13 protein-coding genes are annotated in these 21,793 nt (G+C 72.8%); 9 read left to right on the top strand and 4 right to left on the bottom strand.

The genetic code is table 11. The annotated features are described in order from the left end of the window. Positions 1-182 precede the first annotated feature (182 nt). Positions 183-1,601: an NAD(P)/FAD-dependent oxidoreductase gene (locus LNK82_RS14855; RefSeq protein ID WP_230567561.1), complete on the bottom strand. Its 1,419-nt coding sequence runs from the start codon at positions 1,599-1,601 to the stop codon at positions 183-185. 37 nt (positions 1,602-1,638) lie between these two features. Then, the gene (locus LNK82_RS14850) at positions 1,639-2,073 is read right to left on the bottom strand and encodes an SRPBCC family protein (RefSeq protein WP_230567560.1); all 435 of its coding nucleotides are present in this window, start codon (positions 2,071-2,073) and stop codon (positions 1,639-1,641) included. Between the two features lie 213 nt (positions 2,074-2,286). Here LNK82_RS14850 and LNK82_RS14845 point away from each other — a divergent pair, with 213 nt between their 5' ends. The 3 genes from LNK82_RS14845 to LNK82_RS14835 are packed head-to-tail and all read left to right on the top strand — an operon-like array spanning position 2,287 to position 4,841. Beyond that, on the top strand, positions 2,287-3,867 hold the full coding sequence (locus LNK82_RS14845; RefSeq protein WP_230567559.1) for an acyl-CoA carboxylase subunit beta: 1,581 nt from the start codon (positions 2,287-2,289) through the stop codon (positions 3,865-3,867). Positions 3,868-3,871: 4 nt separating this feature from the next. Next, on the top strand, positions 3,872-4,054 hold the full coding sequence (locus tag LNK82_RS14840; RefSeq protein ID WP_230567558.1) for an acyl-CoA carboxylase epsilon subunit: 183 nt from the start codon (positions 3,872-3,874) through the stop codon (positions 4,052-4,054). Positions 4,055-4,076: 22 nt separating this feature from the next. Then, positions 4,077-4,841, top strand: a complete 765-nt coding sequence (locus tag LNK82_RS14835; RefSeq protein WP_372470490.1) for a thioesterase II family protein — start codon at positions 4,077-4,079, stop codon at positions 4,839-4,841. 43 nt (positions 4,842-4,884) lie between these two features. Here LNK82_RS14835 and LNK82_RS46755 read toward each other — a convergent pair whose 3' ends face one another. Continuing rightward, a complete protein-coding gene (locus LNK82_RS46755) occupies positions 4,885-7,662 on the bottom strand; it encodes an AAA family ATPase (RefSeq protein ID WP_308257213.1) in 2,778 nt (925 codons plus the stop codon). 379 nt (positions 7,663-8,041) lie between these two features. On the opposite strand from LNK82_RS46755, the gene LNK82_RS14815 reads away from it, so the two are divergent. Next, complete coding sequence (locus LNK82_RS14815) at positions 8,042-8,602, top strand: flavin reductase family protein (protein WP_230567556.1); 561 nt, start codon at positions 8,042-8,044, stop codon at positions 8,600-8,602. 386 nt (positions 8,603-8,988) lie between these two features. Further along, positions 8,989-9,183 (top strand): hypothetical protein, encoded by a 195-nt coding sequence (locus tag LNK82_RS14810; RefSeq protein ID WP_230567555.1) that lies wholly within the window; start codon positions 8,989-8,991, stop codon positions 9,181-9,183. A gap of 46 nt (positions 9,184-9,229) precedes the next feature. Here LNK82_RS14810 and LNK82_RS14805 read toward each other — a convergent pair whose 3' ends face one another. After that, positions 9,230-12,154, bottom strand: a complete 2,925-nt coding sequence (locus tag LNK82_RS14805) for an AfsR/SARP family transcriptional regulator (RefSeq protein WP_230567554.1) — start codon at positions 12,152-12,154, stop codon at positions 9,230-9,232. Between the two features lie 117 nt (positions 12,155-12,271). Here LNK82_RS14805 and LNK82_RS47685 point away from each other — a divergent pair, with 117 nt between their 5' ends. From LNK82_RS47685 to LNK82_RS14785, 4 genes are all read left to right on the top strand, one after another. Next, on the top strand, positions 12,272-12,913 hold the full coding sequence (locus tag LNK82_RS47685) for a response regulator transcription factor (protein ID WP_230567553.1): 642 nt from the start codon (positions 12,272-12,274) through the stop codon (positions 12,911-12,913). Positions 12,914-13,064: 151 nt separating this feature from the next. Beyond that, positions 13,065-14,774: an IlvD/Edd family dehydratase gene (locus tag LNK82_RS14795; protein WP_230567552.1), complete on the top strand. Its 1,710-nt coding sequence runs from the start codon at positions 13,065-13,067 to the stop codon at positions 14,772-14,774. A 128-nt stretch (positions 14,775-14,902) separates the two neighbouring features. Next, positions 14,903-17,647 carry a PKD domain-containing protein gene (locus tag LNK82_RS14790; RefSeq protein WP_230567551.1) on the top strand — a complete coding sequence of 915 codons (2,745 nt, stop codon included), beginning with the start codon at positions 14,903-14,905 and terminating at the stop codon, positions 17,645-17,647. Positions 17,648-18,086: 439 nt separating this feature from the next. Continuing rightward, on the top strand, positions 18,087-21,722 hold the full coding sequence (locus tag LNK82_RS14785; protein WP_230567550.1) for a tetratricopeptide repeat protein: 3,636 nt from the start codon (positions 18,087-18,089) through the stop codon (positions 21,720-21,722). The last annotated feature ends 71 nt before the right edge of the window (positions 21,723-21,793 follow it).

Here is a 21,793-nt window from a genome sequence, read left to right as displayed (position 1 = left end):
TTCGTCGTCGCCCACCGCAGGCACTCCCCTGGTCAGCTTTCGCCCCAACGTCAACCGACGCTACGTTTTCCCCACCCCCTGACCACAACCCTTAGTCGACCCGGGCGGCTCTTATTCGCGCGGCGCGGTCCGCACCGGCGGATCGGGGTCGGCGCGGACCGCGCGGGTGGGTCGGGCGGTGGTCAGCCCGGCGGGATGACGGATCCGATCCGGGACAGGGGCTCCCGGAACGCCGGGAACCGCTCGATGGCGTCCGCGAGCGCCATCTCGGGGTGCCGCGGCCCGCGCAGCACCGTGAACAGCAGCGGCAGCGTCATCATCGAACGCCGAGGCGCCAGGAACGACGCCACCTCGAACGTGGCCCGCGCCACCGCCGGGTTCTCCGCGGACACGCGGTTCCAGCGGGCGATGAACCGCTGCTGCCCCTTGCCGCCGCGCACCTTCATGGTCGACTCGGCGCCGGGGAACAGGCTGTCGTTGAACGTCGCCGCCTGCCACGACCCGACCACCGACTTCGCCACCGCGGTCTGCACCCGGCGGGTGAACCCGTCGGCGAGGCCGCGCTTGACCAGCTCGGCGCGCAGCGCGAGCGCCTGGAACGCGGCCATCGACATGCCGGTGGCGTAGTTCGGGTTGAGGATCGTGGCCGCGTCGCCGACCACCAGGAACCCGTCCGGCACGGGCAGCTTCTCGAAGTGCCGCTGCCGGTTGACCAGGCCGCGGTAGGCGCGGATCTCGGTGAGCGGGCGAGCCGCCGCCATCAGCTCGGCCACCAGCGGGTCCTGCAGGCTCCGCGCGAACGCGAGGTAGCCCTCCTCGTCGGTGGGCGGCTGCGCGCCCTTCGTGCCGATCATCGACACGATCCACTTGCCGTCCTCGTTCGGCAGCAGGCCAGCGCCGCGACCGGGACGGCCGGTGCCCGAGTCGGCCTGCACGAGGATCGCCGGGAAGCCGTCGGCCAGCGCCGCCGGCGCCTCGTAGGTCCGCCCGGCGTAGGCGAACCCGGCGTCCTGGAGGTCCTCGGCCACCTTGGGCAGGCCCAACGCCTCCAGCCACACCGGCGCGCGAGACCCGCGGCCGGTGGCGTCCACCACGAGGTCCGCGGCCAGCGTGCGCTCGGCCCGGTCGGCGTCCTGGTCCGCGCGGCTCTCCAACCGCACGCCGGTGACCCGCGCCGCGTCACCGACCAGGCCGATCGCCTTGGTCCCCTCGACCACGTCGATCGCGGGGTGGCTCAGCACGCGCCCGCGCACCACGTGGTCGAGCAGGTGCCGGCTGGCCGCGAGCACGTAGGCGCGCCCGTCGTACGGCCGCGACCAGCCGTGCATCGAGACGCCGAGGAACTCGTCGCCCATGCGCCTGCGGTGCGCGCCCGCCGCGTAGAGCAGCTCGCTGGTGCCGGGCAGCAGCTCGTCGAGCGCGTCGACCCCGCCGCCCATGAACATGTGGAAGTGGTGCCCCTGCGGCAACCCCTTGCGGGGTAGCGGCGCGTCGGGGAACCGGTCGCTCTCCACGACGGTCACCCGGTCCACGTGCTCGGCGAGCGCGGCGGCGGCGAGCATGCCGGCCATGCCGCCACCGAGCACGACTGCGTGCGTCATCACGGTCCTCCCGCGTCTGCCCGGCAGTGGGCGCGGCTCAGGCCTGGGCGGCGGCGCGGCGCTGCGCTTCCGCCTCCAGCGCGGCGAACGTCTCGTGCATGTCGGCGCGCATGCCCTTGAGGAACAGCTTCTTGAACACCGGGACGAACGCGCCGCTGAGCTCCACCTCGCGGGTGACCTTGACCTTGCCCTCGCCCACCGGCTCGAAGATCGTGTTGATCAGCATCTTCCCCATCGGCATGGGCGACTCGGTCGAGTAGCTGCGGCCGTCCTCGATCGAGGTGATGGTGAAGTTGCCGCGGGGGCCGCCGCGGGGCTTGGTCCAGCCGGAGGCGCCGACCTCGAACCGGCCCTCGAAGCCCAGCTTCTCCACGTGCGGGTCCCAGTCCTGCCACGCCTTCAGGTCCGAGGCGACCTGCCAGAGGTACTCCGGCTCGGCCTCGATCGTCGCGGTCTCGCTGAATGACAGCATCACACACCTCACCTTTGCGCGGTCGATTTCCGCATCAGTCAAACCGCGCTCGCGGGCACCGCACCAGAGGACACACCCCCTAACAGTCATCGGGCCCCTTAACGACTAGGGGGCACCACCGACACTTAGGGGACGGCCGGCATGGCCCAATTCGCCGCCGGACACTTCAATGAAATCGTCCCGGTCCGAGCCGACCCCCGTGGAGTGCGACCCATGACGACAGCGCCAGAGCGCCCGCGACTCGTCGACATGCGGGCGCGGGCGGAGGAGTTGGCGGCCGTGCGGGAAACCGCGGAAAGGGGCCCGTCACCGCGCGCTTCCGAACAACAGCACGCGCGCGGGAAGCTCACCGTCCGGGAAAGGCTCGACCTGCTCCTCGACCCCGGCACGTTCCGCGAGGTCGAGCAGTTCCGCCGGCACCGCGCGACCGGGTTCGGCCTGGAGGACCGCCGTCCGCACACCGACGGCGTGGTCACCGGCTGGGGCGAGGTCGACGGGCGCACGGTGTTCGTCTACGCACACGACTTCCGCATCTTCGGCGGGTCGCTGGGCGAGGCGCACGCGGAGAAGATCCACAAGGTGATGGACCTCGCCGAGGCCGCCGGCGCGCCGCTGGTGTGCCTGAGCGACGGTGCGGGCGCCCGCATCCAGGAAGGCGTCACCGCGCTGGCGGGCTACGGCGGCATCTTCAGCCGCAACGTGCGGGCGTCCGGGGTGATCCCCCAGATCAGCGTCATGCTCGGGCCGTGCGCGGGCGGTGCGACGTACTCGCCCGCGTTGACCGACTTCGTGTTCATGGTGCGCGGGATCTCGCAGATGTACATCACCGGGCCGGACGTGGTGGAGGCCGTCACCGGCGAGCGCATCACCCACGACGACCTCGGCGGCGCGGACGTGCACGGCACCACCTCCGGCGCCGCCGCGTTCACCTACGAGGACGAGGCCGAGTGCCTGGCCGACGTCCGCCACCTGCTGTCGCTGCTGCCCTCCAACAACCGGGAGCTGCCGCCCGCCGCGCACACCGACGACCCGTCGGACCGGCGCAACGACGTCCTGCTCGACCTGGTGCCCGCGAGCCCCAACCTCGGCTACGACATGCGCGCGGTGATCGAGGAGGTCGTCGACGACGGCGACTTCTTCGAGGTGCACGAGCGCTGGGCGCGCAACATCCTGTGCGGCCTGGCCCGGATGGGCGGCCACGTCGTCGGCATCGTCGCGAACCAGCCCTCGGTGCTCGCCGGCGCGCTCGACATCAACGCCTCGGAGAAGGCGGCGCGGTTCGTGCAGACCTGCGACGCGTTCAGCATCCCGCTGGTGACGCTGGTCGACGTGCCCGGCTTCCTGCCGGGCCGCGAGCAGGAGCACGGCGGCATCATCCGGCACGGCGCCAAGCTGCTCTACGCCTACTGCAACGCCACGGTGCCGCGGGTGCAGGTGATCCTGCGCAAGGCCTACGGCGGCGCGTACATCGTGATGGACTCCCGGTCGATCGGCTGCGACCTGTCGTTCGCCTGGCCCACCAACGAGATCGCCGTCATGGGCGCGGAGGGCGCGGCGAACGTCGTGTTCCGCCGCGAGATCGCCGCCGCGCCCGACCCGGCGGCGGCGCGGGCCCAGCGCATCAAGCAGTACCAGGCCGAGCTGGTGCACCCCTACTACGCGGCCGAGCGCGGGCTGGTGGACGACGTGATCGACCCCGCCGCGACCCGGTCGACCATCATCGACGCGCTCACCGTGCTGCGGGCCAAACAGGCCAAGCTGCCGTCGCGCAAGCACGGCAACCAGCCGGTGTGAGCCGATGAGCGCACCGCTGCTGCGCGTCCTCAAGGGACAGCCGGGCGACGACGAGCTGGTTGCGGTCGTGCTGGCGCTGGTCGCCGCCACCTCCGACGACGCCCGACCGTCCCGTCCCCCGACCACGAGCCCCGGCTGGACGAGCGCGCCGACCCACCGCGTGCCGGGCGCGTGGACCTCGCGCTGACCGCCGAACCCCGACCCACGGAATGGACCGACCGTTGAGCGCACCACCCGTTGCCGGCGCCTGGATCAGGCGTTTCCACCCCGCGCCGGACGCACCCGTCCGCCTGGTGTGCTTCCCGCACGCCGGCGGGTCGGCGTCGTACTACTTCTCCACGTCACGCGCACTCTCCCCCGACGTGGAAGTGCTCGCCGTGCAGTACCCCGGCCGCCAGGACCGGCGGACCGAGGCGTGCGTGGACGACGTGCACCGCCTCGCCGACCTGGCCACCGAGGAACTGGGCGCGTGGACCGACCGGCCGCTGCTGCTGTTCGGCCACAGCCTCGGCGCGTCCCTGGCCTTCGAGGTCGGGCGGCGGCTGGAGGGGTCGGGCGTGCGGCTGCTCGGCCTGTTCGCGTCGGGCAGGCGTGCGCCCAGCCGGTGGCGCGACGAGCACGTGCACCTGTTGGACGACGACCAGCTCGCGGTCAACCTGGCCCGGATGAGCGGCACCGACTCGACCGTGCTCGGCGACCCCGAGATGCTGCGCGCCGTGCTCCCCGCCGTGCGGGCGGACTACCGCGCCGCCGAGACCTACCGCGGCCGGCCGGGTGATCGGCTGGCCTGCCCGGTGCGCGCCCTGACCGGCGACGAGGACCCCGAGGTGACCCTCGACGAGGCCCGCGCGTGGGCCGAGCACACCACCGGTGGCTTCGACCTGGAGGTGTTCGCGGGCGGCCACTTCTACCTCAACGACCACGCGCCCGCCGTGCTGGCCTCGATCCGCCGGCACCTCGCCCGGCCGACCTGACGGGGTGCCCGCGACCACGCGCCGACCCGGACCCGGCGCGGCCCTACCCCGGCGGGATGTCGTGCCGCACCAGCACCGCGGGCAGCTCGCTCCGGCTCGTCACACCCAGCTTCCGGTAGACGCGGGTCAGGTGCTGCTCGACCGTGCTCACCGTGATGTAGAGCCGTCGCCCGATCTCGCGGTTGGTGTGCCCGAGCCCGGCCAGCTGCGCCACTCTGATCTCGGCGTCGCTGAGCACCGGGGCGGAGGACGCCGTCGTACCCCGGCCCACCCGGCCACCCTCGCCCTGCGGCCCGCTCGACTCGCCGCCGACGAGCACCGGCGACTCCGCCGGCGCGGGCAGACCCGCCCGGCACTCCTTGGCCTCGTGTGCCGCACGGCGGGCGAACACCCGCGCCCGGTCCACGTCGCCCAGCTCGTGGTGCGCCCGGCTCAGGTCCTGCAACGCGCGGGACAGCTCGAACCGGTCCCCCGCCTGCTCCAACGCGTCCACGGCCTGCGCGAGCAGCGCGGGCCGCTTCGCCACCTCACCGCACCCGGCGAGCACGCGCAGCGACAGCCCCGTCGTGCGGCGATCACTGCTGCTCACCCGTTCGAGCTGGTGCCGGACGAGGTCGCGCGCGGTCAGCGGGTCGCCGAGCCGCAGGTGCGCCTCGGCCAGATCCGTGCGCCACGGCAGCAGGGCCGGCACGTCGGCGCCCCGTTCCCGCGCCATCGCACCGCACTCCTGGAGATCGCCGACGGCGGCCAGCACCCGGTCGTTCGCGAGGTGGTGCAGCCCTCGGGCGCGCAGGAACCACAGCCCGTGCGAGGTGCCCGTCATCGCGTCGGGCGTCGGCCGGCGCAACGTCTCCTCGGCCGCGTCGAGCCGCCCGGACGCCACCTGAGCGAGCGCGAGCGTCCCCAACGGCGAACCGACGCACACGCCCCAGTCGGCGGGCGGCATCAGCTCCAGCGCCGACTCCGCCGACGCCACCGCGTCCGCGAGGTCGCCCATCAGCAGCGCCAGACGCGCCCGGACGTCGCTGAGGTACGCCTGCCACGCCGTGGCACCGCGCCGCGCGGCCTCCTCCACGAGCCGGTCGCACCACGCCGCGGCCTTCTCCGCCCGGTTGCCGTGCCCGAGCGCGATCAGCGCCGTGCCCATCGTCTCCAACGTCGCGTCGCCGAGCCGACTGCTGTGCAGGATGTGCTCGGCGGTCACCGTCAACGTCTCGGAGACGCCCTGCGTCCACACGTTGCCGAGCAGGCTCGCCGCCCTCGTCCACGGGTTGTCCGCCGCACGCTGGTGCGCGGGCCCCAGGTCGCGCACCCGCTCCCGGTGCGCGCCGTGCACCCACAGGTAGACCAGCCGCGCCTCCACGACCAGCTGCGTGTCGACCTCGCGGTCCGCGCCCACCAACGAGTCCATTATCCCCAGCGCGAGCGTCGTGTCGCCGTGCCACAACGCCTCGCGCAGCGTGGCCAGGCCGTCCCGGTCGGTCAGCTCGCCCTCGGCCGCGGCGGTGCGCACGAGCTGGCGCGCCACCCCCGCCCGCGACGGGCGGACCCGCCACGACGCCCGCACCACGGCGACGGCCAGCGACACGCGCTGCCCCGGGTCCGTGCACGTGTCGAGCGCGAGTTCGAGGTAGCGCACCGCGGTCTCCACGCGGTCGCCCGCCAACGCCACGTCCGCCGCCTCGCGCAGCACGTCCACCACCCAGTCCGCGTGGGGACCGGCCGACTCCAGCAGGTGGTCGGCCACCTCGACCGCGGGCGCGCCGACCTGGCGCAGCAGTTCCGCGGCGTCGGCGTGCAACCGGGTGCGCCGCGTCCGGGGCAGGTTGTCGAGCAATGCCTTGGCCACCACGGGGTGCCGCAGCGCGCGCCCCTCCACCAGACCGGCGGACACCAGCTGCTCCAACGCCCGCCGCACCTCCGGCAGCGGCAGCCCGACCAGCCGCGCGACGTCGTTGGCACTGGCCTTGGCGCAGAGCACGGCGAGCCCGCAGGCCGTCTCCAGCAGCGGGGTGCCCCAGCGGTGCAGGGCGGCGACGACCTCCGGGCCGAGCAGGTCGGCCGCGTCGTCGCGCGACGCGGCGAGGTGCTCCTGGACCAGCGCGGCGACCAGCAACGGGTTGCCCGCGCTCGACCGGTGCACCTCCGGCGCGACGCGCTTGGCCTCGTCCTCCGGCAGGAACTGCGCCGCGTGCCGCACGACGCCGCGCACGTCCAGCGGGCCGAGCCGCAGCCGGCGGTGGGGTTGCCGGAACAGCTCCGCGTGGAACTTCGGCAACGTCGACTCCGGCGACGCCCACTCGCTGAGGACCAGCATGACGCGCGCCGAGCTCAGCCGGCGCCACAGGTACAGCAGGAGTTGCAGGGACGTGCTGTCGACGAACTGCACGTCGTCGATGCCGATGACGACGGGTCGTTCGCGGGACAGCTCCAGCAGCGCGCCGCAGACCTCGCGCGCCGCCCGGACCAGGCCGGGCTCGGCGTACCGGCCGGCGCCGATGTCGTGGTCGCCGGCGTCCACCGTGGCCGCGACCTCGGCGAGCGGCCCGAGCAGGCGTTCGGCGACGTCACCCGGCAGCTCCGCCACGCGGAAGAGCTGCTCCATGACGGCGAGCTGGAGCTTGCTCTCCGCGGCCGAGCCGACCGCCATCAGCGACACCGCGCCCGACTCCGACGCCTGGCGGGTGAACTCGTGCAGCAGCGCCGTCTTGCCCGTGGCCAGGCCTCCGCTGATCAGCGCGAGCTGCCCCCCGCCGACCGAGGTCTTGGCGAGCAAGGCTTTCAAGGTGCCCAGTGCGTCGTTGTGGTCGACGAATACCACCCAAGCGTTCCTTCCCCCAGTGGTGAAACCCCTAGCACCGTCGTCAGTGGACTCTCAGACCGCGATGCCGTGCCCGGCTACCCCTAGTGGCCAGGACTGGGGTTCAAGCGCCCGATCGGCCGATCGCGGCAGGAAGGGAGGTGCGACCGATCGCGCGGCCGACCCGCCACCACCGGTGCCGCACCCTGCCCGTGCATGGTCGATCACCGTCCGTAGACGTCGACGAACCCAAGTGGACAGTAAGTGGACACATAATTGCGGAATCCGCCGCGGCGGACGCGGAGTCGGACCAACGACCCCTAATCCCCGCAGTCGCACTGACTCGGCCACCGTCGGCCAAATAGGATCGAAAATTGTCCCCAGGTGAATGGAGGGCGCGGTGGCGGACAGTCTCGCGGACGCGACGCCGGCCGACGTGGTGCGGTTCCGACACGCGCTGGCGGCGTTCCCCAGCGGGGTGACGATCGTGACGACCGGTGATCGTGACGGCCGGTGGTGGGGCTTCACGGCGACCTCCTTCTGCTCGTTGTCGATCGACCCGCCGCTCGTGCTCGTCTGCCTGGCCAAGACCGCGTCGTGCCACGAGGCGTTCCTGACCGCCGGGTCGTGGGTGGTCCACGTGGTCCCGGCGCACCGCAGCGACCTGGCCCGCCGGTTCGGCACCAGCGGAATAGACAAGTTCGCGGGCGGCGACTTCGAGCCCGACCCGCTCGGCAACCCCGTGTTCTCCGACGCGGCGGCGATCCTGCACTGCGACACGTTCGCCCGGCACGACGGCGGCGACCACACCATCCTCGTCGGCCGCGTCACCGGGACCAGCGCGAACGGCCACGCGCCGACCGTCTACTTCCACCGCGCGTTCCACGCCCTCGACCGGGAGGCGCCCACCGCGGCGGGCGGCGCCCGCGACGAGCCGGTGGCCGCGACCGGGCGGGGATGACCGAGGACGACGCCGCCGCCCTGGTCCGCACCCACGTCGAGCACAGCAGGCCCCCGGCACACTCGTTGAGATCACCTCATGTGCGTTGCGCTGCTCCGGCGAACGTCCACATGGCGCGATGCGACCGGTCGTGATGCTAAGCGCCCACCGGGCACCGCACTGTCGGGCGAACGACCCACAGTCCGCCCGCGAGGCACCGCGTGACCTGGGGATCGGCGACCCGCCGTGCGCGTCCCGCACGCCCGCCGGCGCGGGCGTCGCACGCCGTGGTGACGGCAAGTGTCAGGTGTTCGCCTGACACCAGGTCGGGCCCCGCGTTCGTAGTCTGCGAGGCGAGTCGACGGCCTCGCCGTCACGGGCGGGCACGGACTGGAGGGCGGATTCGGATGAGGGTGCGGAACCGATCAGTGGTGGTGGCGGTCATGGCCGCCGCGATGGCGTTCGGCGCGGTGTCACCGGCGCTCGCGCTGGACCAGGAGTCGGATGGTCACGGCGTGGTGTCGGAGGCCGGCGCCGACCTGGCGGGGGATGCCGAGATGGGGACTCAGGACCGGAAGTGGTACATCTTCCCGTGGTGGTGACGGGCACGGCGTCCTGAGCCCGTGGGCGGCGGCCGGTGGGGGCGCCTCACTCGGTCGCCCGGGTGCTGCGGGCGAGGGCGTTCTCGCGCAGGCGGTCGAGGATCTCGGCCTCCGCCGACCGGTTGCCGATCTGCCGCACGAGGTCCAGGGCCTCGCCGTAGTGCCGGTCGGCCTGCTCGTGCCGCCCCGCCCGCGCGTGCAGGGTGCCGATCTCCCGCAGTGCCACGCTCTGCCAGCGCCGGTCGCCGTTCTGCTGGAAGAACGCCAACGCCTGGTCGAGGTACCGCGCGGCTCGTCGCTCGTCGCCGAGCCGCGTGTGGACGCTGCCGAGGTTGGCCAGTGCCGCCGCCTCGCCCTCGCGGTTGCCGATCTCCCGGTACAGCTCCAACGCGTGTTCGAGGTAGGTCCTCGCGGTGTCGGGGAAGCCGGTGCCGGCGTACATGTCACCGATGTTCAGCCGGGCGCGGGCCTCGATGTTCCGGTTGCCGACGTCGTGGGCGAGCCGCAGCGCCTGGTGGAGGTACCGGCTCGACGCCTCGTCGTCCCCGCGCAGTGATTCGCCGTTGCCGAGGGTCATGAGCACTTGCATCTCGCCGGTGGGGTCGTGGGTGCCGGCGCAGATGGCCAGGGCGCGTTCGCAGTGGTCGATCGCCTCGTCGTGCCGCCCCAGCTGGAACACGGTGGTCGCCAGGTCGTTGAGCACGGTCACGGTGAGCAGCGGGTTCGCGGAGTGGTCGAACAGCCCGAGAGCGCGTTCGAGCAGCCGCTCCGCGCGCGCGAGGTCGCCCAGGTACCACTGGGTGCGGCCGAGGTTGCGGGTGGCGCCCGCCTCGGCGAGGGGGTCGGCCGCGGCACGCGCGGAGGCGACGGCGTGGGTGTGCAGTGCCTCGGCTTCCCGGTGCCGGGCTTGTTGTTCGAGGTGGCGCCAGAGGATCAGGGACAGGTCGCAGGTGTGGGAGTGACGGCCGTCCTGGGCGGCGGTGGACAGCAGGTTCGGGGTCTCCCGGTCGAGCCAGGCGCGGGCCGCCGCGACGTCGTGCCCGAACGGCAGGGGACCGCCGGGGTCCTCGGTGCGTGGCCTGCGGTCCCGGTCGTGCGGGTCGAGCAGGTTCACCGCCTCCGCGGCGGCGTGGCGGTAGTGGTCGAAGAGCCGGGTGAGCGCCTCGTGCCGCGCCGTCGCGGGTTCCTCGTCCTCGGCGCACGCGCGGGCGTGTGCGCGGAGCAGGTCGTGGAAGGTGTAGCGACCGGGACCGGTCTGCTGGAGCAGGTACTCGTCGGCGAGCTGGTCGAGCACGGCCTCGGCGACGTCGACGTCGAGACCCGCCAGCGCGGCTGCCGCGTACGGGTCGACGTCGACACCGGGGTGCAGCCCGAGCAGCCGGAACACGCGTCGCTGGTCCGGGGCCAGCGCCCGGTACGACAGCGCGAACGCGGTCGTCACCCCGTGGTCGGCGGCTGCCGCGAGCGCGGTGAGCGTGCGCTTCTCGCCGGCCATCCGCTCGGTGAGGGACCGGACCGTCCACCGCGGGCGACGTTGGAGGTGGGCCGAGACGATGCGGATCGCGAGCGGCAGGTGACCGCAGAGCCCGACCAGCTCCGCGACGGCCTCCGGTTCGTCGTCGACCCGCGCCGCGCCCAGGATGGCGACGACCAGGGCCACCGCCTCCCGCTCCGGCAGCACGCCCAGCTCGACGGGCACGCTCCCGTCGAGGTTGGTCAACCTGCGGCGGCTGGTGACGAGCACCAGGCAGCCGGGGCCGCCGGGGATCAGCGGTGCGACCTGCTTGGCGTCGGCGGCGTTGTCGAGGACCAGGAGCAGCCGCCGGTCCGCGACCTCGGTGCGCCACATCGCGACCCGCTCGTCGACCGAGGGCGGTATCCGGTCGCGCGGCACCCCCAGCGAGCTCAGCAGCACCGCCAGGGCGTCCTCGGGGCTGGTCGGGACCCGGTCGGGGGTGAAGCCGTTCAGGTCGACGAAGAGCTGGCCGTCGGGGAACCGGTCCGCGAGCGCGTGCGCGGCGTGCACGGCCAGCGCGGTCTTCCCCACGCCGGCCATGCCCTCGACCGTCGAGATCACCACCGTCCGCGCTCCGGCTCCCAGGGCGACCAGCCGTTCGAGCTCGACGGGCCGGCCGGTGAAGTCCGGCACGTCGTACGGCAGCGTCCTGGGCACGGCGCGGCCACGCGTGCGCGACGCCTCGGCGGCCTGGAGCGCCGGGCGCGGTGGGGCCGGCTCGGGGTCGTCCCGCAGGATGGCGGCCTCCAGCTCCCGCAGCTCGGCGGGCGGGTCGAGGCCGAGTTCGTCGGCGAGGTGCCGCCTGGCCCGCTGGTATCCGGTCAACGCGTCGGCGGAGCGGCCGGCCCCGTGCAGGGCGCGCATCAACTGGCCGACGACCCGCGTCCGCCCGGGGTGCTCGCCGACGATCTCGGTGAGCTCGCCGACGACCTCGCCGTGCCGACCCAGGGCCAGGTCGAGCTCCAGCCGATCCTCCAGGGCGAGGAGCCGTCGCTCGTCCAGCCCGGTCGCCATGTCGCGCACCAGCCGGGCGCGCAGGCCCGCCAGCGCGGGACCGCGCCACCAGCCCAGCGCCGTGCGCAGCAGCGCGCTCGCCTGGTCGAGGTCACCCCGTTCGGCCCTGGTCCGGGCCTCGCGCACGCCGTCGGCGAACCGGTCCGCGTCCACCACGTGCCCGTCGGTGTCGAGCCGGTAGCCGGCGTCCTCGGTGACCACGACCCGGCCGGCCGCGTCGCCGAGCGCCTTGCGCAGCGCCCACACGCTGTTGCGGACCTGGTCCCGGGCCGACGACGGCGGATCGGTGTCCCACACCGCGTCCACCAGCCGTTCCAGCGGGACGACCCGGCCCCGGTGCAGCAGCAGGACACCCAGCAGCGTGCGCTGCCGCAGACCGCCCACTCGCACGGTCGTCCCGCCGTCGACGACCTCGAGCGGTCCGAGTAGGCGAAACTCCATCGCGTCCCCCCCAAGCCGCCGACCACAGGATAGTGGCCGTTCATGATCATCCGATATCGATCGGAGAGGTCGACCGGACAAGCTCACCGCGAGTGCGTGTGACGGTGAGGGGGAGCGGTGACGACGGCGGTAATCATCGACGACCACGCGGCGATCGTCGCGGGCGTCGGGCAGTGGTGCGCGCAGGCGGATCCACCTATCGAACTGCTCGACACGGGCGGCAACCTCGCCGGTGCGTGGACCGGCCCGGGCGCGGCGGCCGACGTCGTGATCCTCGACGTCGAGGCGCCCGGCAGCCGGGGGGCCACCGCGCTGCGGCGGCTCGTCGAGGTCGGCAGGCGGGTCGTCGTGTACGCCCAGCACACCGACCGGGGCGCCGCGGAGCGGTGCCTCTCGCTCGGGGTGCACGCGTACGTGCCCAAGTGCGAGGGCGCGGACCGCCTCGTGCCGGCGATCCGCGCGGCCGCCGCGGGCCGGACCTACCTGAGCCCGGCGATGAGCGGTGCGGCCCTGGCGGACTCCGCCGTTCGGCCGAAGCTCACGCCCCGTGAGCTGGAGGTGCTGCGCGCCTGGTTCGCCTCGCCGTCCAAGCAGCTCGTCGCCGCCAAGCTCTACCTCAGCGTGAAGACCGTGGACACCTACATCCAGCGGGTCCGGGCGAAGTACGCGAACGCGGGCCGCCACGCGCCCACCAAGAGCGACCTGGTGACCAGGGTGCTCGACGACGGCTTCATCTCCATCGCGGAACTCACCGCTTGAGGCGCGGGCCGGCGAGGTGTCGCGCACTGTCCGAAGTGGATGGTGGCCTGGGGGCGGCCGTCACCCGGCCCTACCGACGCGCGTGGCGGGTAGGGTTCAATCGCATTCGACGGATCAGGCCATCGCGTCGGTAGTCGGAAGGCGGTCGCACGTGACGCTCCGGAGCGCCCAGTGGTACGCGGGAGATGATCGCAACGCCTACATCCACCGCGCCTGGATGCGGCGGGGCGTGCCGGACGACGCGTTCGACCGCCCGCAGATCGCCATCGCCAACACCGCCTCCGACCTGACGCCGTGCAACGCGCACCTCACCGAGGTCGCGGCGTCGGTGCGCAACGGCGTCCACGAAGCCGGCGGCATCCCGCTGGAACTGCCCGTCGTGTCGCTGGGCGAGACGCAGGTCCGCCCCACCGCGATGCTGTGGCGCAACATGGCCGCGATGGCCACCGAGGAGATGCTGCGGGCGAACCCGATCGACGGCGTGGTGCTGCTCGGCGGCTGCGACAAGACCATCCCGTCGCTGCTCATGGCCGCCGCCTCGGTCGACCTGCCCGCCGTGGTCGTGCCCGGCGGCCCGATGCTGACCGGCACGTTCCGCGGCGTCCCGCTGGGGTGCGGCACCGACGTGTGGCGGCTGTCGGAGGAGGTCCGCGCGGGCTCGTTGTCGAACGAGCAGTTCATCCGGTCCGAATCGGCGATGATCCGCAGCCGGGGCCACTGCAACACCATGGGCACCGCCTCCACCATGGCGCTGGTCGCCGAAGCCCTGGGCGCCGTCGTCCCCGGCGTGGCGGGCACCCCGGCCCCGGACAGCCGACTGCTGGAGGCCGCCCACAACACCGGCCGGCTGGCCGTGGAACTGGTCTCCGCCGACCGGCGGCCCAGCACCTTGCTCACCAAGGCGTCCTTCCACAACGCCATCGTCGCCCTGGCCGCGATCGGCGGCTCGACCAACGCCGTGGTCCACCTGCTGGCCATCGCCGGCCGCCTCGGGATCGACCTGGCGCTGGACGACTTCGACCGCATCGGCTCCGACGTGCCGGTGCTGGTCGACCTGCTGCCCGCGGGCCGGTTCCTCATGGACGACTTCCACCGCGCCGGCGGCCTGCTCGCCGTGCTGCGGGAGGTCCGCGACCTGCTCGACCCCGACGGGCTCACCGTCACCGGCCGACCGCTGGTGGACTACCTGGACGACGCGCCGATCTGGGACCCCGAGGTCATCCGCACCCGCGCGACACCGCTGGTCGAGCACGGCGGCATCGCCGTGCTGCGCGGCAACCTCGCCCCGCGCGGCGCGCTGATCAAACCCGCCGCCGCCTCACCCCACCTGCTCCGGCACCGGGGCCGGGCCGTCGTGTTCGACTCCGTCGAGGACTTCCACGCCCGCGTCGACGACCCCGACCTGGACGTCGACGCCGACTCCGTCCTCGTGCTGCGCGGCTGCGGCCCCAAGGGCTACCCCGGCATGCCGGAGGTCTCCAACATGCCGCTGCCCAAGAAGCTGCTGGAGCAGGGCGTGCGCGACATGGTCCGCGTCTGCGACGGCCGCATGTCCGGCACCGCCTACGGCACCGTCGTCCTCCACGTCGCCCCCGAGGCCGCCGCCGGCGGACCCCTCGCCCTCGTCCGCACCGGCGACGTGATCAGCCTGGACGTCGAAGCCCGCCGCATCGACGTCGAGGTCCCCGACGAGGAGCTCGCGGCCCGCACGCCGAACGCGGCGACCGTCGCCGGGTTCGCCAACCCCCGCCGCGGCTGGGAACGGCTCTACGTCGACCACGTCCTGCAAGCCGACACCGGCGCGGACCTCGACTTCCTCCTCGGCTCCAGCGGCTCGGAGGTCAGCCGCGAGTCGCACTGAGCACGACGTCCCGCGGCTCGGCCGGTCTCGATGATGTGCGGAGGCGATCGAGTCAACTCGTCATGATCGGCGGCGGTTTCGCGATAGAAACTACCGAACCGCCCCGTCGCGCGTCCCGAGGAGTCATCGTGCGCTTGCCGAACATCGCCGCAGCAGCGGCATTCGTGGTTCTCGCCGGGGTGGTGACGACACCGGCGGCGCAGGCCGCGGCAACCACGCTCCACGTGAACGACGTCGCGACGTGCAGCGACACCGGCGACGGCAGCGCGGCCACGCCGTTCTGCACGGTGCAGGCGGCGGCCGACGTGGTCGAACCCGGCCAGGTCGTCAAGATCACCGGCACGCAGGACGAGAGCGTGACGATCACCCGGTCCGGGACCGCCGACGCGCCGATCGTGTTCGAGGGCGGGGCCGTGCGGCGTCCGGCGGGCGGCACCGCGCCGACGATCACCGTGCGCGGCGCGCACGACGTGGCGCTGCGGGGCATGACGATCCACGGCGCCACGGTCGTCGACGCCGTCCTGATCGACGGCGCCGACCGGGTCACGCTCGACCGCGGCTCGCTGCGCCCGGACGCGGACCCCTACGGCGGCGCGCACGCGGTGCGCGTCACCGGCGGGTCCACGGCGGTCACGGTCAGCCGCACGGACTTCGGCACGCGCGGCCGGGCCGTGCACGCCGACGGCGGCGCCGGCGTCACCGTCACCGGGAACACGATCACCGAGCTCGGCAACTTCGGGGTGGTCGCCGAGAACGTCGACGCCGTCGCCGTCACCGGCAACACCTTCCGCGACTCGTGCCACCGCGCGGTCGTGATCACCGGCCCGACCACGGGCTCCTCGATCCAGAACAACATCATCTCCGAGGTGCTGTCCGCGACGATCAGCAGCTACTGCCCGCGGTTGCCCGTGAACACGATCGAGGTCGACAGCGCGGCGGCGCCGGGGGTCACGCTCGACTACAACATCGCGTACCTGTGGGTCAACGTGTACCGGTGGGCGGGCGTCGTCTACCAGGACCCCGCCGAGCTGCACGCCGCCACCGGGCAGGGCGCCCACGACCTGAAGACGGACCCGGACGAGGGCACGCCGGACGTCGACTCCGGCAACGCGGACGCGCCGGGCGCGCTCGACCAGACCCTCGACGGCTCCAGGGTGGACAACCCGCAGGTGCCCGACACGGGGGCGGGTGCGGTCACCTACTTCGACCGCGGCGCGCACGAGCGCCAGGACCACTTCGCCGGCGGGAACACCACGGTGTCCGCGTCGCAGGCGCCGGTCGGCGGCACGGTCACCGTCAGCAGCACGCTCCGCTCCGGCTGGGGATCACCCATCACCTGCGCCGTCGACTTCGGGGACGGCACGACGACGTCCGTGTCCCCGTGCTCGGCGTCGCACTCCTACAGCGCCACCGGCGACTACACCATCAAGGTGACCGCGACCAGCGAGTCGCGGTTGACCAGCAGCGGTTCCTGGTCGCTCAAGGTCGTGCCGGCCGGCGGGACGCTCAACCCCAGGCTGACCACGACCACGCGGGGTGTCATGACGACTGCGTTCAGCGTCGACTCCGGCGGCGATCCGTGGAGCATCGCGCGCACCACGTTCGACTACGGCGACGGCGACACCGAAACCGTCTCCAGCGGCTCCGGCTGGCACAGCTACGACCGCCCCGGCACCTACCAGGTCCGCGCCACCGTCACCAACGCCGCCGGCGCCACCGCGACGACGTCGACCAGCGTCACCACGCTCGGCTCGGGCTACGTCAAGCACGGACCGACCCGGTACCTGGACACCAGGGCCGGTGTCGGCGCCCCCGCCCAGAAGGTGGCGCCGTACAGCTCCGTGCGGCTCGCGATCGGCGGCCGGCACGGGATCCCGGCGGACGCGACGGCGGTGGCCGTGAACCTCACCGTCACCAACGCCACGACCGACGGGCACATCACCGCCCACCCCGCCGGGCAGGCGAGGCCCACGACGTCCGTCCTGGACTTCCGGGCAGGCGTGACCGTGCCCGGGTTGACGACCGTCGCGGTCGGCGGCGGCCACGTCGACCTGTACAACGGCAGCCCGGGCGCCGTCGACCTGATCGCCGACGTCTCGGGCTACTTCACCAAGGCCAGGACGACCGACGGCTTCACCGCCCTCTACCCGCGCCGGCTGCTCGACACGCGCACCGGCATCGGGATGCCGTCACCCCGGCCGGTCGCCGCCGGCGAGGCGTTCAGCCACCAGATCGCCACCCCGTACGGCGATGTGCCCAGCTACGCGACCGCGGCACTGCTCAACATCACCGTGGTCAACCCGCGCGCGTCGGGTCACCTGACGGCCTTCCCCACCGGCACGACCAACCCGCAGACCTCCAACCTCAACTACGCGGCAGGGCAGACCGCCACGAACTCCGTGGTCGTCCCCATCGGCGCCAACGGCCACGTCACCTTCACCCCGAACGCGACCACCGACCTCGTCATCGGCGTCGTCGGCTACTTCCACTCGGGCGGCGGGAGCTTCCTCCTGCCGGTGACGCCGCACCGCACGGTCGACACCCGCACCGGCATCGGAGGTCCCACCGGCGCGCTGCCCGGCAGATCGACCACCGAGTACACCTTCGACCGCTCCGGTCCGTCGCCCAACTACCTCCCCAGGGCGGTGATGTTCAACGCGAAGGTCGTCAACCCCCAGCGCGGTGGGTACCTCACCGCCCACTTCCCCGGCTCGATCCCCACGCCACCGACCGCCGCCACCCTGAACTTCACCCCCGGCGCCGTGACCAACAACCTCGCCGTGACCGAGCACTGGTGGGCGGCGTTCCACAACGGGAGCGACGGCAACCTCGACCTCGTGGTCGACGTGACCGGCTACTTCCACGAGTACTGACGCCGGCACGAACCAAGCCGTGACGACCACCGTGCCGCCCTCGACTCCACCGGGGCGGCACGGTGGTCGTCGACGGAATGCCGAAAGACCCGCTCCCCCGGCCGGGCAATCGTTTCCCGGACCACCGGGATCGACCCGGAGTTTCGCGGACGAGCCGATAGCCGCCGCACTCGGAAACGATTCGGCCTCGAAACCTCATTTTTGCGGGGTAACAAACCCGGAGTAGTGGCCGACTAGGTGATGGATGATCCCGGAGCCGTCGTCGCCGCAGGTCGCGGCGTCGTTCGCGACGGGTCGGGAACCGAGTGTTCATCGCAGAAGTCGGCGCACGATGCCGGGTACCCGTTCGGGATGGAGTGGTGTCGGCAAGGCGGTACGGTCATCGTGATGCGGAGACGGGCAGTGGGGCAAGCGCGTTCGAGGAGGAAGTGATCCATCGGTGACGAATCCTTTCGCCCGGGGTGAGCGCTCGATCGCGTCGCAGCGGATCCAAAGCAGCATCGTCTCGTCCGGTGACAATGCGCAGAACTACCACATCACGCTCCCGGACAACGTCCCCTCACCCCGCGAGGTCGAGCCGAACGGGTTGTGGAACGTGCCGCGCCGCCCGTCGGACGTGTTCGTCGGACGTGGCCAGTCGTTCGGCGAGCTGGGCCTGGCGATGGCCTCGGGCAGCGGGGTCATCGGGCAGAGCGTCGCCGGGATGGGCGGTGTCGGCAAGAGCGAGCTGGCGCTGCAGTACGCCTTCCAGAAGCGGGGCCTGTACTCGTGCGTCTGGTGGATCACCGCGGACACGCCGGGGAACATCACGTCGGCCCTCGCCGCGATGGCGTCGAGGCTGGCCCCCGTGCTCGGCAGCACGCCACTGGAGTTCAGGGCCGACTGGGCGTTGAACTGGTTGCAGGCGCACGACGACTGGCTGCTCATCCTCGACAACGTCGAGAACCCGGACGACATCAACGAACTGCTCGTCACCGCGGACCGCAGTCACGTCCTCGTCACCACGCGGCGGGATCTGGACTGGACGAAGCGCGGCCTGCGCCCGGTGCGCCTGGGAGTGCTCAGCCGCACTTCCGCGACAACGCTGCTGTGCGAGCGGTCCGGGCAGTCCGACGAACGCGCGGCGGCCTCGGTCGCCGAGGCGCTCGGATTCCTGCCACTGGCGTTGGAGCAGGCCGGCGCTTACATCCGCTACCACCACGTCACCATCGCCGACTACGCATCCCTGCTCGCCGCTCAGCCCTACGAGGTCCTGGCCGAGACCAGCCCGGAGATCAGCCAGGAACAAGCCGTCACCCGGACCTGGGACATCACGCTCCGCGCCCTGCGCGACGGGCCGGTCCCGAAAGCGCTCGACGTGCTGAACGTGCTCGCCTGGCTCGGGCCGGACGACATCCCGCGGAGCCTGGTCACGAACCTGTTGGCCGGTGACGAACTCGCGGCGAACCGGATCCTCGGTCACCTCGCCTCGTACAGCATGATCACCCTGACCGCCCACTCCGTCAGCATCCACCGACTCGTCCAGACGATCCTGCGCGTGGGTCAGAAGGACGTGCCGCGCACGGATTCGGGGCTCGCGCCCGCGGCGACCGAGGCGATCGACCTGCTCGAGCGCCGGATACCGGAGGACCCGAGCACGAACCTGGACGGCTGGCCGCTGTGGTGGCGCCTCCTACCCCACGTGAACGCGCTGGCCGACGACATCGGCGGGGACAACCGGGACGCGCCGCTGCGCACGTTGTTCAACCAGGCGGGGTTGTTCGCCGCGGCGCAGGGGATGTACACGGCGACCGAGCGCTTCGCGACGCTGGCCCTGCGCATCGGTGAGGCCACCCTGGCCCCGGACGACCCCGAGATGGCGACGTTGCTCGGCAACCTCGGCGCGGCCTACAGCTCCCTGGGCCGGGCCGAGGAGGGCGTCGGGCTGGAGGAGCGAGCGCTCGCCATCACGACCGAGCGCCTCGGGCCGAACCACGTCGACGTCGTGACCAGGCTGAACAACCTCGCCACCAGCTACAGCCACCTGGGCCGCATCCCGGAGGCGGTGCCGCTGGCCGAACGCGCGCTGCGGATCGCACAGGCCGGTCTCGACCCGGCCGACCCGTTCCTCGCCGGGTGCAAGGCGAGCCTCGCGGGCTTCTACCGGGAACTCGGCCAGACGCGCGAGGCCGTGCCGCTGCTCGAAGAGGCGTTGGCCATCGAGGAGAGCGCGTACGGCTCCGACCACATCGTCGTGGCGTACCGGATGCGCGGCCTGTCGTCGGGCTACCGGGAGCTGGGTCGGGTCAACGAGGCGCTGGCGCTGGCGCAGCGGGCCCGCGAGATCAGCGAGGAGCGGCTGCGGCCCAAGCACCCGGACCTCGCGTTGTTCCTCGCCGAGCTCGGTGCGGTGCACGGGGAGATGGGCGAGTTCGAGAAGGAGCTCCACCTCGAGGAACAGGCGTTGGAGATCACCCGGGAGGCGGTCGGGGAAGACCACCCCGACCTGGCGTTCCGGCTCGGCGACATCGCCAACACCTACCGCCTGCTCGACCGCGCCGAGGAAGCCGCCCGGCTGGACCGGCAGGCGCTGGACCTGCTGGAGGCCCGGCGCGGACCGGACCACCCGGACGTCGCGGCGCTGCTGTCCAACCTGGGGCAGAGCTACCTGCAGCTCGGCCTCGCGGCCGAGGCGGTGCCGCTGCTCCAGCGGGCGCTCGTGATCACCCAGACCCACTTCGGTCGCGACCACCGGGACGTCGCGCACCGGTTGCGCGGCCTGGCCTCCGGTTACCAGAAGCTCGGCCGGGCCGACGAGGCGGTGCCCCTGCTCAACCGGGCGGTGTCGATCATGCGGCACACCTACGGGGAGCGCCACCTCGGGCTGGCCCGGGTCCTGTCCGAACTGGCCGACGCGCACGCGGACCTGGCCAGGCTGGACGACGCGGTCGGCACGCGGTGGCAGGCGCTGGAGATCACGCAGAACGTGCTGCACGCCTACCACCCCGACGTGGCCCTCCAGCTGCGCGAGATCGCCACCACCTACGGCAGGCTCGGCCGTCAGCACGACGCGCTCCCGCTGCTGCGGCGCGCGCTGGAGATCGTCGAGTTCGAGCACGGCCGGGACGACCCGGAGACCCTGCTGTGGCTGGAGGCGGTCGCCGACGCCTACCAGGACGTCGGGCGGTTCGACCTGGCCGCGAAGTTCTACCGACGGGCGGTGGACGTCAACATCGCCGAGCACGGTGAGGACCGAGCTGCCGCCTACTACCTCACCGGCCTGGGCCACGCCTGCTACCAGCTCGGCCGCTACGAGGACGCCGCGGCGGCGGAGACCCGCTCGCTGGAGATCACCAGGCGCCTGCTCACCGACCACCCGACCGCCGAGCTCGACCAGCGGTTCCTGCTGCTCCGGCTGGACAACCTCGTGGCCACCTTCCGGGCGCTCAGCCGGTACGACCAGGCGCTGCCCTTGGCCCTGCACGCGTTGACCGTGGCCGAGGCGGTGCACGGCAGCCACAGCCCCGAGCTCGTCTCGCGCCTGGAGGAACTGGCGATCAACCAGCGCAACGTGGCCGAGCACGCCGCCGCCGAGGCGACCGGACTGCGGGCGCTGGAGATCGCGGAGGCCGAGTTCGGTGAGGACCACGTCGGCCTGGTGAGCCCGCTGCGCGAGCTCGCCTTCACCTACCGGGAGCTCGGGGACCACCGGAGGAGCATCCCGTTGACCCAGCGGGTCCTGCGCATCACCGAGGCGGAGTTCGGGCCGGTGTCGCTCGAAGTCGCGGGCGAGCTCACCGCGCTCGGCCACCTGCACTTCCTGGACGACGACCCGGGGGCGTCCATCCCGCTCGAGACCCGTGCGCTGGAGATCACCGAGAGGGTGCTCGGTCCCGACCACGTGGACCTGCTCCTGCCGCTGTTCAACCTCGCCGCCAGTTGTCGTGCCCGCGGACGTGAGCCGGACGCGACCGCGCTGGCCGAACGCGCGCTGACGATCGCGCAGAAGAACCTGGACCCGGACCACGAGACGATCCGCGAACTGCGCGACTTCCTCGGTCCGCCCGACCCGACGCCATCCGGGTGGGGCCCGTGACCCGTGAGGCGAACCCCGTCCCGCGACACCGCCGTGACGACCACCGACTTACCGACCCTGCCCGGGAGGAG

The sequence above is a fragment of the Saccharothrix luteola genome, from assembly GCF_020859565.1.
Taxonomy (GTDB): Bacteria; Actinomycetota; Actinomycetes; order Mycobacteriales; family Pseudonocardiaceae; genus Actinosynnema; species Actinosynnema luteola.
Note: the sequence above shows the minus strand (reverse complement) of the source record. Positions and strands in the feature narration are given on the sequence as shown.